Source organism: Nocardioides marmoribigeumensis (genome assembly GCF_031458325.1).
GTDB classification, from domain to species: Bacteria; Actinomycetota; Actinomycetes; order Propionibacteriales; family Nocardioidaceae; genus Marmoricola_A; species Marmoricola_A marmoribigeumensis.
Genome location: NZ_JAVDYG010000001.1, coordinates 2,757,257 through 2,770,696 on the forward strand (window position 1 = coordinate 2,757,257; position 13,440 = coordinate 2,770,696).

The 13,440-nt window shown below is 74.0% G+C and carries 17 protein-coding genes; 11 read left to right on the forward strand and 6 right to left on the reverse strand.

Features of this window, described 5'->3' with window-relative positions; all coding sequences use genetic code 11:
• Positions 1 to 72: 72 nt before the first annotated feature.
• Genes dapE through J2S63_RS13250 form a run of 5 tightly spaced genes read left to right on the forward strand, consistent with a single transcriptional unit; the run spans position 73 to position 3,372 of the window.
• The gene (dapE, locus tag J2S63_RS13230) at positions 73 to 1,191 is read left to right on the forward strand and encodes a succinyl-diaminopimelate desuccinylase (RefSeq protein ID WP_310303000.1); all 1,119 of its coding nucleotides are present in this window, start codon (positions 73 to 75) and stop codon (positions 1,189 to 1,191) included.
• A 10-nt stretch (positions 1,192 to 1,201) separates the two neighbouring features.
• Positions 1,202 to 2,014, forward strand: coding sequence for an LOG family protein (locus J2S63_RS13235; protein WP_310303002.1), 813 nt, complete (start codon positions 1,202 to 1,204; stop codon positions 2,012 to 2,014).
• Positions 2,011 to 2,331 (forward strand): DivIVA domain-containing protein, encoded by a 321-nt coding sequence (locus tag J2S63_RS13240; RefSeq protein WP_310303004.1) that lies wholly within the window; start codon positions 2,011 to 2,013, stop codon positions 2,329 to 2,331. The genes J2S63_RS13235 and J2S63_RS13240 overlap by 4 nt, the downstream gene beginning before the upstream one ends.
• Positions 2,321 to 2,911, forward strand: coding sequence for a DNA-3-methyladenine glycosylase I (locus tag J2S63_RS13245; RefSeq protein ID WP_310303006.1), 591 nt, complete (start codon positions 2,321 to 2,323; stop codon positions 2,909 to 2,911). Before J2S63_RS13240 ends, J2S63_RS13245 begins: the two co-directional genes overlap by 11 nt.
• 50 nt (positions 2,912 to 2,961) lie before the next feature.
• Positions 2,962 to 3,372: a hypothetical protein gene (locus tag J2S63_RS13250; RefSeq protein WP_310303008.1), complete on the forward strand. Its 411-nt coding sequence runs from the start codon at positions 2,962 to 2,964 to the stop codon at positions 3,370 to 3,372.
• Positions 3,373 to 3,396: 24 nt separating this feature from the next.
• On the opposite strand, the gene J2S63_RS13255 is transcribed toward J2S63_RS13250, so the two are convergent.
• A complete protein-coding gene (locus tag J2S63_RS13255) occupies positions 3,397 to 4,203 on the reverse strand; it encodes an enoyl-CoA hydratase/isomerase family protein (protein WP_310303010.1) in 807 nt (268 codons plus the stop codon).
• A gap of 135 nt (positions 4,204 to 4,338) precedes the next feature.
• On the opposite strand from J2S63_RS13255, the gene J2S63_RS13260 reads away from it, so the two are divergent.
• From J2S63_RS13260 to J2S63_RS13270, 3 genes are read left to right on the forward strand one after another with little or no spacing between them, the layout of a single operon-like run.
• On the forward strand, positions 4,339 to 4,506 hold the full coding sequence (locus J2S63_RS13260; protein WP_151084696.1) for a DUF3117 domain-containing protein: 168 nt from the start codon (positions 4,339 to 4,341) through the stop codon (positions 4,504 to 4,506).
• A 26-nt stretch (positions 4,507 to 4,532) separates the two neighbouring features.
• Positions 4,533 to 6,098, forward strand: a complete 1,566-nt coding sequence (locus J2S63_RS13265) for a leucyl aminopeptidase family protein (protein WP_310303014.1) — start codon at positions 4,533 to 4,535, stop codon at positions 6,096 to 6,098.
• On the forward strand, positions 6,095 to 6,436 hold the full coding sequence (locus J2S63_RS13270; protein WP_310303016.1) for a hypothetical protein: 342 nt from the start codon (positions 6,095 to 6,097) through the stop codon (positions 6,434 to 6,436). The genes J2S63_RS13265 and J2S63_RS13270 overlap by 4 nt, the downstream gene beginning before the upstream one ends.
• Before the next feature lie 30 nt (positions 6,437 to 6,466).
• Here the strand turns inward: J2S63_RS13270 and J2S63_RS13275 are convergent, their stop codons facing one another.
• Entirely contained in the window at positions 6,467 to 7,102 is a 636-nt protein-coding gene (locus J2S63_RS13275; protein ID WP_310303018.1) for an O-methyltransferase, read from the reverse strand.
• A 205-nt stretch (positions 7,103 to 7,307) separates the two neighbouring features.
• Here J2S63_RS13275 and sigE point away from each other — a divergent pair, with 205 nt between their 5' ends.
• From sigE to J2S63_RS13290, 3 genes are all read left to right on the forward strand, one after another.
• Entirely contained in the window at positions 7,308 to 7,940 is a 633-nt protein-coding gene (sigE, locus tag J2S63_RS13280; protein ID WP_310303020.1) for an RNA polymerase sigma factor SigE, read from the forward strand.
• Between the two features lie 218 nt (positions 7,941 to 8,158).
• Complete coding sequence (locus J2S63_RS13285) at positions 8,159 to 8,680, forward strand: hypothetical protein (protein ID WP_310303022.1); 522 nt, start codon at positions 8,159 to 8,161, stop codon at positions 8,678 to 8,680.
• Between the two features lie 43 nt (positions 8,681 to 8,723).
• Complete coding sequence (locus tag J2S63_RS13290) at positions 8,724 to 10,001, forward strand: S1C family serine protease (RefSeq protein ID WP_310303025.1); 1,278 nt, start codon at positions 8,724 to 8,726, stop codon at positions 9,999 to 10,001.
• Here J2S63_RS13290 and J2S63_RS13295 read toward each other — a convergent pair.
• The 4 genes from J2S63_RS13295 to J2S63_RS13310 form a co-directional block, all read right to left on the reverse strand.
• Positions 9,998 to 10,321 carry a sec-independent translocase gene (locus tag J2S63_RS13295; protein WP_310303027.1) on the reverse strand — a complete coding sequence of 108 codons (324 nt, stop codon included), beginning with the start codon at positions 10,319 to 10,321 and terminating at the stop codon, positions 9,998 to 10,000. The genes J2S63_RS13290 and J2S63_RS13295 overlap by 4 nt on opposite strands.
• A 32-nt stretch (positions 10,322 to 10,353) precedes the next feature.
• A complete protein-coding gene (locus tag J2S63_RS13300) occupies positions 10,354 to 11,508 on the reverse strand; it encodes an Mrp/NBP35 family ATP-binding protein (protein WP_310303029.1) in 1,155 nt (384 codons plus the stop codon).
• A 33-nt stretch (positions 11,509 to 11,541) separates the two neighbouring features.
• Positions 11,542 to 12,102: a DUF1003 domain-containing protein gene (locus J2S63_RS13305; protein ID WP_310306700.1), complete on the reverse strand. Its 561-nt coding sequence runs from the start codon at positions 12,100 to 12,102 to the stop codon at positions 11,542 to 11,544.
• A 70-nt stretch (positions 12,103 to 12,172) separates the two neighbouring features.
• The gene (locus J2S63_RS13310; RefSeq protein WP_310303032.1) at positions 12,173 to 13,429 is read right to left on the reverse strand and encodes a magnesium transporter MgtE N-terminal domain-containing protein; all 1,257 of its coding nucleotides are present in this window, start codon (positions 13,427 to 13,429) and stop codon (positions 12,173 to 12,175) included.
• Positions 13,430 to 13,440: the final 11 nt, after the last annotated feature.

The window sequence follows — 13,440 nt, forward strand, 5'->3', positions numbered from 1 at the left end:
AAAACTAGCGAAGCCGGCGAAGGTCGCCGCGCGCGCCGGGCCGCCACCGGGACGCCTGTCAGGATGGCGACCATGCCGTCCACGCCACCCACGACGCCACCCACGACGCCACCCACGACGCCCGCCCGGTCGACCACCCTCGACCTGACCCAGGACCCGGTGACGCTCACCGCCACGCTGGTGGACCTCCCGTCGGAGAGCGGCGAGGAGCAGGCGATCGCCGACGCGGTGGAGGCGGCGCTGCGCGTCCTGCCCCACCTCGAGGTGCAGCGGTTCGGCCACACGGTCGTGGCGCGCACCCACCTCGGCCGCGACGAGCGCGTCGTGCTGGCCGGTCACCTCGACACCGTCCCGGAGAACGCCAACCTCCCCTCCCGGCTCGAGGACGGCATCCTGCACGGGCTCGGCACGTGCGACATGAAGGGCGGCGTGGCCGTGGCCCTCCACCTCGCCGCGACGCTGCCCGAGCCGAGCCGCGACGTGACCTTCCTGTTCTACGAGTGCGAGGAGGTCGACTCCGCGCGCAACGGGCTGACCAAGCTCGCGGCGAGCCACCCCGAGCTGCTCGAGGCCGACTTCGCGGTCCTGATGGAGCCCTCCGACGCCGTCGTGGAGGCGGGCTGCCAGGGCACGCTGCGCGCCGAGGTCGTGGCCCGCGGCCAGCGCTCCCACTCCGCGCGGGCGTGGATGGGCTCCAACGCGATCCACGCCGCGGGCGCGGTGCTCGACCGGCTCCGTGCCTACGAGCCGCGCAAGCCCGTCATCGACGGGCTCGGCTACCACGAGGGGCTCAACGCCACCCGCATCTCCGGCGGGGTCGCCGGCAACGTGATCCCCGACGAGTGCCGCCTGGAGGTCAACTACCGCTTCGCCCCGGACCGGTCGACCGAGGAGGCCGAGGCCTTCGTCCGCGACCTGTTCGAGGGGTTCGAGGTCACGGTCCTCGACCTCTCGCCCGGGGCCCTGCCCGGCCTGTCGGTGCCGGCGGCGGCGGACTTCGTGGCCGCGGTCGGCGGGACCGCCAACCCCAAGTTCGGCTGGACCGACGTCGCGCGCTTCAGCGCCCTCGGGGTCCCCGCGGTGAACTTCGGCCCGGGCGACCCGATGTACGCCCACCGCCAGGACGAGCACGTCCCCGTCGAGCACGTACGACGGGTGGAGCGCCAGCTGCGCAGCTGGCTCGAGAGCTGAGGAGACCGCGTTGAACGAGCGCTACCAGGGCCGCACCTGGCTGACCGGCGACCGGGCCGGGGAGAGCACGACCGACCAGCGCCTGCTCGACAACCGCGGCCCGAGCGACTGGGTGCACACCGACCCGTGGCGCGTGCTGCGCATCCAGTCGGAGTTCGTCGAGGGGTTCGGCGCGCTGGCCGAGCTGGGGCCCGCCGTGGCGGTCTTCGGGTCCGCGCGCACCCAGCCGGACCACCCGACGTACGCCCAGGCGCGGGAGGTGGGGCGGCTGCTGGCACGCGCCGGCTTCGCGGTCATCACCGGTGGCGGGCCCGGGATCATGGAGGCCGCCAACCGCGGGGCCCGCGAGGGCGACGGCACGTCGGTCGGGCTGGGCATCGAGCTGCCCTTCGAGCAGGGCATGAACGACCACGTCGACCTCGGGGTCAACTTCCGCTACTTCTTCGCCCGCAAGACGATGTTCGTCAAGTACTCCCAGGGCTTCATCGTCATGCCCGGCGGCTTCGGCACGTTCGACGAGCTCTTCGAGGCGCTCACGCTGCGCCAGACCCGCAAGGTGACCGCCTTCCCGCTGGTGCTCCTCGGCACCGACTACTGGTGCGGGCTGGTCGACTGGATCCGCGACACGGTGCTCGAGCACGGCGCGATCAACCCGCAGGACCTCGAGCTGCTCCACGTCACCGACGACCCCGTCGAGGCCGTGCAGAAGATGGTCGACGCCAACCGCGACGAGCTGGCCGCCGAGGCCGCGGCCGCCCGTGCCACCGCGGACGGCGCCGGCCGGACCGAGGACCCGGACGCCGGTGGGAGCATCGCCCCATGATGTGGTTCTTCTCCGTCCTCATCGTCGCGGTGATGGGCGTGGCCGCCGTGGCCGCCACCGGCCGCCTCGGGGGGCTCTCGGAGACCTACGACGACCGGCCCGACTCGCGGGTGCCGGCCGACGGCCCGCTCACCGCCGAGGACCTGGAGGCCGTGCGGTTCACCAGCGCGCTGCGCGGCTACCGCATGTCGGAGGTCGACGCCCTGCTCGACCGGCTCGTCGAGGAGCTGCGGGCCGCGCAGGGCGCTCGGCCCCGCCCGGCCGACGCCGAGCCGGTGCCCGAGCCGGAGCCGGAGCAGGAGCACGGTGTCGGCTGACCGCGGGGCGCAGCCCGGCCCCGACGGCCGGCCGAGGTGCCCCTGGGCGCTCTCGACGCCGGACTACCTCGACTACCACGACACCGAGTGGGGCCGTCCGCTCACCGGTGGGGACCCCGACGCGCTGCTCTTCGAGCGCCTGTCGCTGGAGGCGTTCCAGTCCGGGCTGAGCTGGCTGACGATCCTGCGCAAGCGGGAGGCCTTCCGCGCGGCCTTCGACGGCTTCGACCCGGCCCGCGTCGCGGCGTACGACGACCGCGACGTCGCGCGCCTCCTGGCCGACGCCGGCATCGTGCGCAACGCGGCGAAGGTGGCGGCGACCATCCACAACGCCGGCCGGGTCGTGGAGCTGGACGGCGGGTTCGCCGAGCTGGTCGCGGGCCACCGCCCCGCCCCCCGGCCGCGTCCGCGCACCCTGGACGACGTCCCCGCCGTGACGCCGGAGTCGACGGCGCTGGCCAAGGCGCTGAAGAGGCAGGGGTTCCGCTTCGTCGGCCCGACGACCGCCTACGCGCTCATGCAGGCCACGGGGCTGGTCGACGACCACCTCGAGGAGTGCCGCCGTCCCGACGAGGCCTGAGCCCGCCGAGATCGCTCCCGGCACGTCCGCTGTGCGGCACCATGTCGAGCGTGTCCCCGTCACTGATCACGCTGCTGCTCACCGGCCTGGCCTCGCTCGTCGTCGTCCTGACCCGCATGCGCATGGTCAAGGAGGGGCGGGCCGCCGGACGGGCCGCGGTGTCGAGGTGGCTGGTCGACGTGCACACGGTCGGTGGCGTGCTGGCCGTCGTCCTCTGGGTCGCGATGTTCGTCGTCGGCGACCGCCGGCTCGGGGCGGCCGCGCTCCCGCTGTGGTGGGCCACCGTCGTGGCGGGCCTGCTCATCCTCGTGCGCTGGCTGCCCGCCCGCGGCCGGCACTCCTCGGGCCCCGTCGCCGACGCGTGGGGCGACGGACCGGGACTGTCGATCCTGGCCCACGTCGGGCTGCTCGTCGGCGTGCTGGTCTTCAGCGTCTACCTGCTGCTCGACCAGATCCCCTGAGCGGGCGGACCGCCGCCCGGCCCGTCAGCGGCCGTGGAAGACCGGCTTGCGCTTGGCGACGAACGCCTCGACGGCGTCGCGGTGGTCCTGGGTGCCGCCGGTGAACGTCATCATCTCGGCCTCGTGGGCCAGCGACTCCGGGAGCGCGTGGGTGCTGGAGTACTCCACCGAGCGCCGGATCGCGGCGTAGGCCTGGGTCGGTCCCTGGGCCAGGCGGTGGGCCAGCTCGTGGACGGTGTCCTCGAGCTCGGCGGCGGGCACCACGCGGCTGGCCAGGCCCAGCTCCAGGGCCTCGTCGGCGGGGATGGTGCGCGGCTCGTAGAGCAGCTCGATCGCCTTGGCCCGCCCGACGATGCGGGGGAGGGTCCACGAGACGCCGGTGTCGCACGAGAGCGCGATGCCGGCGAAGGCGAGGTTGAAGCCGGCGGTGTCGGCGACCAGGCGGTAGTCGGAGGCCAGCGCCAACGAGGCCCCGGCCCCTGCGGCGACGCCGTTGACCGCGGCGACCACGGGCTTGGGCATCGTGGCGAGCGCGAGCACGGTCGGGTTGTAGTGCTCGGGCACCGTGCGGAACAGCGACTCCGCCCCCTCGGCCAGCAGCCCGATGTGCTCCTTGAGGTCCTGCCCCACGCAGAAGGCACGCCCGCTGCCGGTGAGCACGACGCAGCGCACCGACGTGTCGTCGGCGACCTCGCGGACCGCGTCGCGCAGCGCCTCCTTGGTCGCCACGTCGAGGCTGTTCATCGCCTCGGGACGGGTGAGGCGCAGGGTCGCGACCCCGCCCTCGCGTGTGACCTCGACGCCCGGTCGCTGCTCGCTGCTCTGGCTCATGGGACCCCTCAGATCGGCCGGTGTCGGCAATGTCTCACCGGTGGGAGATACTAGTGACCACGACGACGACGCATGGGGGCCAGGTCGCCCTCGCGTCCGCACCGACCGGTGCTCCGACAAGGGAGAGGTGTCAGCATGGCGGCCATGAAGCCACGGACCGGGGACGGCCCGCTCGAGGTCACCAAGGAGGGTCGCGGCATCGTGATGCGCGTCCCCCTGGAGGGTGGCGGGCGACTCGTGGTCGAGCTGAACGCCGACGAGGCCGGCGCCCTCGGTGACGCCCTCAAGGAGGTCGTGGGCTGACCGCCACGGCCCCGCCATCCCCGTCGGTGCCCCTCCCGTCCCCGGGAGCGGAGCTCGACGGTGCACCGCCGGTCGCAGTCTTCTCGGGGACGCTGCGCGAGGCCTCCGGTGCCGACGTGTGGGCGCTCGGCTTCAGGTCCGTCGACGGGGAGCACCTCGTCGGCAGCCAGGTCGCCGACGCCGCCGACCTGCTCCCGGCCCCGGTGGCCGACGTGCTCTCGCGAGCCCGCGCCCGTGGCGCGGTCGGCGAGGTCGTCGAGGTCCCCGTCCACGCCGGTGACGGCGCCCCCGAGTCCGTCCTCCTGGTCGGGCTCGGCACGGGCACCGCGACCGACCTCCGCCGGGCAGGGGCCGCGCTGTCGCGCCGCGTCCGGGGGAGGGCCCACCTCGCGGTGGCGATCGGCGCCGACTGCCTCGGCGGCGACCTGGTGGCCGCGGAGGAGCGCGCCGACGTCGCCGCCCTGCGCGCCCTGACCGAGGGGCTCGTGCTCGGCGGCTTCTCCTTCGACCTCAAGACCCAGCCCGGGCAGGCGGCCGTCGGCCAGGTGACCCTCACCGGGGTCGGTGAGGGTGCCGAGACCGCCGTCCGCCAGGCACGGGTCACCGCCCACGCCGGGTGGTTCTCCCGGGCGCTCGCGGTCATGCCCTCCAACGTCAAGAACCCCGCCTGGCTGGCCGACCGCGCCACCGAGGTCGCCCACGCCCACGGGCTGGAGTGCCAGGTGTGGGACGAGCCGGCCCTCGAGCGCGACGGGTTCGGCGGCGTGCTCGCCGTGGGCCAGGCCTCGGTCTCCGGGCCACGGTTCGTGCGGCTGGACTACGCGCCCGAGGGTGCCGGCCGCCGCACTCCCCACGTCGTGCTGGTCGGCAAGGGCATCACCTTCGACACCGGCGGCCTCTCGCTCAAGCCCTCGGACTCGATGGCCCCGATGAAGCGCGACATGACCGGGGCCGGGGTGGTGCTGGCCGTGATGGCCGCCCTGCGCGACCTCGGCTGCCCGGTCCGCGTGACCGGTCTGCTCGCCTGCGCCGAGAACGCCGTCGGCGGAGCGGCCCTGCGCCCCGGTGACGTGATCCGTCACTACGGCGGTCGCACCACCGAGGTCACCAACACCGACGCCGAGGGCCGCCTGGTGCTCGCCGACGGGCTCGCCTACGCCGTCGACACGATCGAGCCCGACGTCCTGGTCGACGTCGCCACGCTCACCGGGGCGGTCCGCATCGCCCTGGGCCAGCGCCTGGGCGGCCTGTTCACCGACGACGCCGAGCTGGCCGACCAGCTGGTCACCGCCGGCCGCTCGTCCGGCGAGCCGGTCTGGCACCTGCCGCTGGTCGACGACTACCTCGAGCGCCTCGAGTCCCGGGTCGCCGACGCCGACAACGCGGGCGGCACCCCCGGGGCGATCACCGCGGCGCTGTTCCTGCGCCCCTTCGCGGGGTCGGTCCGGTGGGCCCACCTCGACCTCGCCTCGGTCGGCGACTCGCCCTCCGACCAGTTCGAGTGGACCCAGGGCGCCACCGGCTTCGGTGCGCGCCTGCTGCTGAGGTGGTTGTGCCACGAGGCCGCCACGGGAAGGAAGGCACGCCGATGAGGGGACTGACCGTGCGCTGGTCGCTGGTGGGCGCGCCCGCCGACATGGCCGACCGCCTGGCCGACTACGTCGCGGAGACCTCCCACCAGCGCTTCCAGGGCATGGAGGGCCTGTCCTACAAGACCTGGCGGGCGATCCCCGGGGAGTGGTTCGAGGGGGTCTACGTGTTCGTCTCCGACGAGGCGCGGGCCCGGTTCCAGGCCGACTTCGCCGCCAAGGCCGCGGACGCGCCCGCCTCGCAGCTGATCGGCTCGCCGCCGGTGCTCATCGAGCCGTGCCGCGTCGTCGCGGTCGCCGAGGGCGCCCAGGGCCTGGAGGCCACGCCCCGCGCCGAGTGAGCCCGGCGCAGTGACGGGCTCGAGCCCGGCTCAGAGCTTGCGGGCCACCAGGAGACCGTCGCCGACCGGCAGCAGCAGCGGCACGAGCCCCTCGTGCTCCCGCACGGCCACGCCGACCTCGCGGATGGCCACGGTCTCGGGGTCGCGCTGGGCCGGGTCGGCCACCCGGTCGTGCCAGAGCGCGTTGTCGAAGGCCACCACGCCGCCCGGCCGGAGCAGGCGCAGCGCCTCGGCGAGGTAGTCGGCGTACTCCTGCTTGTCGCCGTCGCAGAAGACCAGGTCGTAGGCACCGTCGGTCAGGCGCGGGAGCACCTCGAGCGCCGCGCCGTTGATCAGGCGGGCGCGCTGGCTGGGGATGCCGGCCTCGGTGAAGCCCTTCTTGGCCAGGCGCTGGTGCTCGGCCTCGGTGTCGACCGTGGTGAGGACGCCGTCGGGCCGCATGCCCCTCAGGAGCCACAGGCCGGAGACGCCGGTGCCGGTGCCGATCTCGACGACGGAGCGGGCCTCGATCACCGAGGCGATGAACCGCAGGGCGGCACCGGCTCCGGTGCCGATCGGGGAGACGCGGACCTCCTGCGCGCGCGCACGCGCGGCGGAGAGGACCTCGTCCTCGGCGAGGAACTCCTCGGCGTAGGTCCAGCTCGCGGGCTTCAGACCGGTGGACATGCGCTCTCCCTCGACTCCTGCTTCGCTCACAGCACAGAACGCCAGGACTCTATCGTGGGAACTGTCCGGGCCCCTCCGCGCGTTGTCCTGTCGTGACCCCCGGCTCCCCGCGCAGTGATTCGCAGCCCGCCCTCCGGTCGCGCTCAGCCCGCTCTCAGTGTGGGTTCCTAGCGTGATCGTCCGGACCCGAGCGGAAGTGGACACCATGGCCCACAGCGACCAGCAGCACCAGAGCCCCGACGAGCCGTCCTCCACCCGCGAGTCGTGGGACGCGATCGTCCGTGACCACTCCGCGCGCGTCTACCGCCTGGCCTACCGACTGACCGGCAACGTCGCCGACGCCGAGGACCTCACCCAGGAGGTCTTCGTGCGGGTCTTCCGCTCCCTCGACGACTACGTCCCCGGCACCTTCGAGGGCTGGCTGCACCGCATCACCACCAACCTCTTCCTCGACCAGGCGCGCCGCCGCTCCCGCATCCGGTTCGACCACCTCGCCCACGACCCGGGCACCGAGTCGGTCCACACCGGCCGTGGCCTGGGCGTCGCGGGGTCCTCCGACCGGGTCCTCCTCGACGGGCTCTTCGAGGCCGACGTCGAGTCCGCGCTCGCCTCACTGCCCCCCGACTTCCGCGCGGCGGTCGTGCTCTGCGACATCGAGGGCCTCTCCTACGACGAGATCGCCCGGGTGCTCGACCTCAAGCTCGGCACGGTCCGCTCGCGCATCCACCGCGGTCGGGCGCTCCTGCGCGAGGCCCTCTCGCACCGCGCCCCCGGGCCGGGCCGCCAGCGCGTGGCCGGCCCCGTCGAGCGACCGGGGGGACTGGGGGTGGACGCGTGAACGAGCGCAGCGAGCGAGCCACCAGGTCACGCGTGGCTCCGCCGCCGAGCGGAGCGAAGGCGGTGGACGCGTGAACGAGCGCAGCGAGCGAACCACCAGGTCACGCGTGGCTCCGCCGCCGAGCGGAGCGAAGGCGGTGGACGCGTGAACGAGCGCAGCGAGCGAACCACCAGGTCACGCGTGGCTCCGCCGCCGAGCGGAGCGAAGGCGGTGGACGCGTGAGCCAGCGCGGGGCCTCGCTCCTCACGACGTACGCCGGCGGGCACCTCGGTGCGCTCGTCGCGCCGCTGGTCGACGGACAGCTGCGCCGCTCGACCGCCGAGCGGGCCTGGGCGCACGTCCTGCGCTGCCGGTGCTGCACGGAGTCCGTGCGGCGCCAGACCTGGGTCAAGAACCAGCTGCTGCTCGCCGGCTCGACGCACCCCGTCGCGCCGTCGGCGTCCCTGGCCGACCGCCTCGCCGCGCTGCCCGACCGCCTGTGCCAGGAGGCCCCGGTGCCCGCGGCCGAGCCCGCCTGGGCGGCCTGGACCCCGCGCACCCGGGTGGTCGCGGCGGCCGGGGTGGGCAGCCTCTCCGCGGCCGCGTTCGTCGTGGCGTCCCTGGTGGGGCTGCCGGCGGTCGACGGCTCGGTCCCGGTGGGGGCCGACCTCGGCGTCCCCGCCGCCACCTCGGGCGGCCCGGGAGCCGCCGTGGTCGACGCGGTCGACCTCGACCGTCAGCGCCGCGCTCCGCAGCCCTGACCGCACGGGCGTCGGTTCCCCACCGGTGGGGGACAATCGGCGCGTGAGCTTCCCCGGCGACCAGCCGCCCCCGCACCCGACGCCCTACGCAGGCGGGGACGTCCCCGACCCCGATCGGGCGCCGGCCCAGCAGCCCGAGGCACCCCGCCCGCCCGACAACCTGTGGGCGCCCCGCCCCCAGGCCCCGGGGCCCACCTGGGCCCCGCCGCCCGGACCGCCCCCGCGGACCTCGTCGGGCACCCCGGGGTGGGTGTGGCCGGTGGTCGCGGTGACCGCGCTCGTCGTGGGCCTGCTCGGCGGTGTGCTGGGCGGCGCCCTCGTGCTCGGCACCTCCGGTGGCGGAGCCGGCGGTCTCGGGCCGCTGGAGACGGGCCGCTCGGGCACGGCGTCCAAGGGGTCGATCGCCGCGGTCGCCCAGCAGCTGCTGCCCAGCACCGTGCAGGTCCGGGTGCGCAGCGGCGGCAAGGGCAAGTCCGTCACCGGTGGCACCGGCTCGGGGTTCGTGATCGACCGCTCGGGCCACGTCGTGACCAACAACCACGTCACCGAGGTCGCCGACGGCGGCGGCACGATCATCGTGGTCGACAACTCCGGCAAGCCGCACGACGCGACGCTGGTCGGGCACAGCGAGGTCTACGACCTCGCGGTCGTGAAGATCGAGGACCCCGGCGACCTTCGGCCGGTCACGTTCGGCTCCTCGCGCAGCATGTACGTCGGCGACACGGTCGTGGCGATCGGCTCACCGCTCGGCCTGGACCACACGGTCACCGCCGGCATCGTCAGCGCCCTCGACCGCCCGGTGACCACCGGGGACCAGGACTCCGCGTCCTACATCAACGCGGTCCAGACCGACGCCGCGATCAACCCGGGCAACTCCGGCGGGCCGCTGGTCAACCTGGCCGGTCAGGTGATCGGGGTCAACTCCGCGATCGCGACGACGGGTGGCGGCTTCCTCGGCAGCGGCGAGAGCGGCAGCATCGGGGTCGGCTTCGCGATCCCGATGGAGCAGGTGCGCATCACCGCCCAGCAGATCCTCACCACCGGCAAGGCGCAGTACCCCGTCATCGGGGCCAACGTCGACACCGGCTCCAGCCGCAACGGCGCCGAGGTGGTCGAGGTGCCCAAGGGGACCCCGGCCGCGCAGGCGGGCCTGCGCAAGGGCGACCGCATCGTGGCCGTGGAGGACACCCGGGTGCTCGACGGCATCTCGCTGATCGTGGCGATCCGGTCCCACCGGCCGGGGGAGAAGCTCGAGATGACGGTCGTGCGCAAGGGCGCCGAGCGCACCCTGACGATCAAGCTCGACGCCAAGGTCGGCTAGGTCGCCTCGCTGTCGTACGGCGGCTGCTCGCCCCGGGCGAGCGACGGCCCGGACGAGGGCTGGTCCTCGTCCTCCTCGTCCCACGCCTCGATGATGTGCTTGCGGATCGCCCGGCGGGGGTCGAGGTCGCGCAGCTCGAAGTCGGCGTAGTCAGGCCCGAGCTCGGCGCGGATGTCGTCGCGGGCCTGCTTGGACAGGGCGCGCAGCTGGCGCACCATGCGGCCGGCCTGGCGGGCGAACTCGGGCAGCCGGTCGGGGCCGAAGACGAGCATGCCGACGACCGCGATCACGAAGAACTCCGGCAGCCCGATCCCCAACACGTCGAAAGCCTAGGTGAGACCGGGTCGGGGTGTCAGAGCTTGCTAGTGGGCGTGAGTCCGAGCTGCATGCCGGCGAGGTTGCGTCCGCGGCTCGACAGGCGGCGGGCAGCACCGCCCAGGGCCACCGAGGCGGGGGCGTCGGGCTCGGACCACACCAGCGGCTGACCGGAGTCGCCGCCCGAGCGCAGGCGCGGGTCGAGCGGCACCTCGGCGAGCAGCGGGACGTCGTACCCGAAGCGCGCGGAGAGGGTCTCGGCCACGCGCTGGCCGCCGCCGGCGCCGAAGAGGTCGATGCGGTGCTCGGGCCCGCAGTGCGGGCAGGGGAGGTAGGACATGTTCTCCACGACGCCGACCACGCGCTGGTGGAGCATCGAGGCCATGGTGCCCGCGCGCTCGGCGACCTCGGCGGCCGCCTCCTGCGGGGTGGTCACCACGATCACCTCGGCGTTGGGCAGGTGCTGGCCGAGCGAGATGGCCATGTCGCCGGTGCCGGGCGGGAGGTCGAGCAGGAGCGCGTCGAGGTCGCCCCAGTAGAAGTCGGAGAGCATCTGGACCAGGGCCCGGTCGAGCATCGGGCCGCGCCAGGCGACGACCTGCTCGCGGCGGGGCTTGAACATCCCCATGCTCACCACCGACGGGCCGTACTCGGTCGGCACGGGCATGATCATGTCGTCGACCTGAGTGGGCCGCTGCTCGGCGATGCCCATCATCGCCGGGATCGAGTGGCCGTAGATGTCGGCGTCGACGAGGCCGACCTTGAGGCCCTCACGGGCCATCGCCACGGCGAGGTTGACCGTGACCGACGACTTGCCGACGCCGCCCTTGCCGGAGGCGATCGCGTAGACCTTGGTCAGCGAGTCGGGCTTGGCGAAGGGGATCTCCTTGGGCGCCTTGCCGTTGTTCAAGGTGGCGCGGAGCGCGGTGCGCTGCTCGTCGTTCATCACCCCGAAGGTCACGGTCGCGCCGGTGACGCCCTCGACGGAGCGGGCGGCCGCGGTGACGTCCTTGGTCAGGGTGTCGCGCATCGGGCAGCCGGAGACGGTGAGCAGGATCGTGACGGCCGCGTGGCCGGAGGCGTCGACCTCGACGGACTCGACCATGCCGAGCTCGGTGATCGGGCGCCGGATCTCGGGGTCGTTGACGCTCGCGAGGGCAGCGCGGACCTGGTCGGGAGTGGGGTGTGGCATGGGTCCCAGCCTACGTCGGGGCAGGCGCGCCGATCAGGGCGACGGGGTGTGGCGTTCCTCGCTCGGGGGCTCGTGCCCCTCGGAGAGGTCGTCGTCGTCCTGCAGGCGCTCCTCGATCTCGGAGAGCAGGGTGCGCAGCTCGGAGCGGACGTAGTCGCGGGTCGCCACCTCGCCCAGCGCCATGCGCAGGCTGGCCATCTCGCGAGCCAGGAACTCCATGTCGGCGTGGGCACGGGAGTTGTCGAGGCGGTCCTGCTCGGCGATCACCCGGTCGCGGTCCTCCTGGCGGTTCTGCGCGAGCAGGATCAGCGGTGCGGCGTACGACGCCTGGAGGCTGAGCATCAGGGTCAGGAAGATGAAGGGGTAGGCGTCGAAGGCCCCCGGCGCCAGCCAGTTCCACGCCACCCACGCGATGACGAAGGCGGTCATGTAGAGCAGGAACCGCGCGGTGCCCATGAAGCGCGCGAACTGCTCGGCGAAGCGGCCGAACGCGTCGTCCTCGAAGCGGGGCCGCCGCAGTCGGCGGGTGTCCTTGGGCTGGTCGAGCCGCTCCTGGCGATCGGCCTCGCTGCGCTCGCGGTGCTCGCGGCGCAGGGTGCGGCGCTGCTCGTCGCGGCGCTCGCTGCGGCGCACGCGACCGCGCTCCGGTCGGGTCGAGCCGAGGTCAGACACGGAGCCTCCCCACGCCGGCCGGGCGCTCGCGCCAGCCCTCGGGCAGGAGGTGGTCGAGCAGGTCGTCGACGGTCACCGCACCGAGCAGGCGCCCGTCCTCGTCGACGACGGGCGCGGCGACGAGGTTGTACGCCGCCAGGTGGCGGGCGACGTCCTCGAGGCGGGCGGCGGGGTCGATCGCGTCCTGCGAGCCCTTGACGATCGCGCCGAGCATCGTGCGGGGCGGCTCACGCAGCAGGTGCTGGATGTGGGCGACGCCGATCAGCCGGCCGGTCGGAGGCTCGAGCGGGGGCCGGCAGACGTAGACCGCGGCCGCGAGCGACGGGGTGAGGTCGGCGTTGCGGACGTGCGCGAGCGCCTCGGCGACCGTCGCGTCCGGGGGGAGGACCACCGGCTCGGTGGTCATCATGCCGCCGGCCGTGCGCTCCTCGTAGGACATCAGCCGCCGGACGTCCTCGGCCTCCTCGGGCTCCATCAGGCTCAGGAGGTTCTCGGCGGTCTCGGGCGGGAGCTCGGCGATCAGGTCGGCGGCGTCGTCGGGGGACATCTCCTCGAGCACGTCGGCGGCGCGCTCGTCGGGCAGGTCGCCGAGGATCTCGACCTGGTCCTCCTCGGGCAGCTCCTCCAGGACGTCGGCGAGGCGCTCGTCGTCGAGGGCGGCGGCGATCTCGCGGCGGCGCTTGGCCGGCATCTCGTGGATGACGGTCGCGAGGTCGGCCGGCTTCATCTCCTCGAGCGCGGCCAGCACGTGGGTGGCGCCCTGCTCGCCGTCGGTCTCGAAGCCGGTCACCTCGTGCCAGTCCACGACGTGGGTCTGGCCCTTGCGGCCGAAGCGCTTGGAGTCCTCCTGGAGCGCGACCTTGCTGATCACCCAGTCGCGGTTGCGCTGCTGGTCGATGGCGAGGTCGTAGACGGTGCCCTGGACCCCGGTCTCGCGCACCGTCACACGCCGGTCGAGCATCTGCGCCACGGCCAGGGTCTCGTTGTTGCGCTGCTCGAAGCGGCGCATGTTGACCACCCCGGTGGTGATCACCTGGCGACCGTCGATGCTCGTGACCCGCGTCATCGGCAGGAAGATCGAGCGCCGCCCGAAGACCTCCACCACCAGGCCCACCACGCGCGCCGGCCGGTTGGTCTTCTGCAGCGTGATGACCAGGTCGCGCACCCGGCCGACCTGGTCGCCGGCGGGGTCGAACACCTGCAGGCCGGTCAGGCGGCCCACGAAGACGCGGTTCGGCGAGGTGCTCACACGCTCCAGCG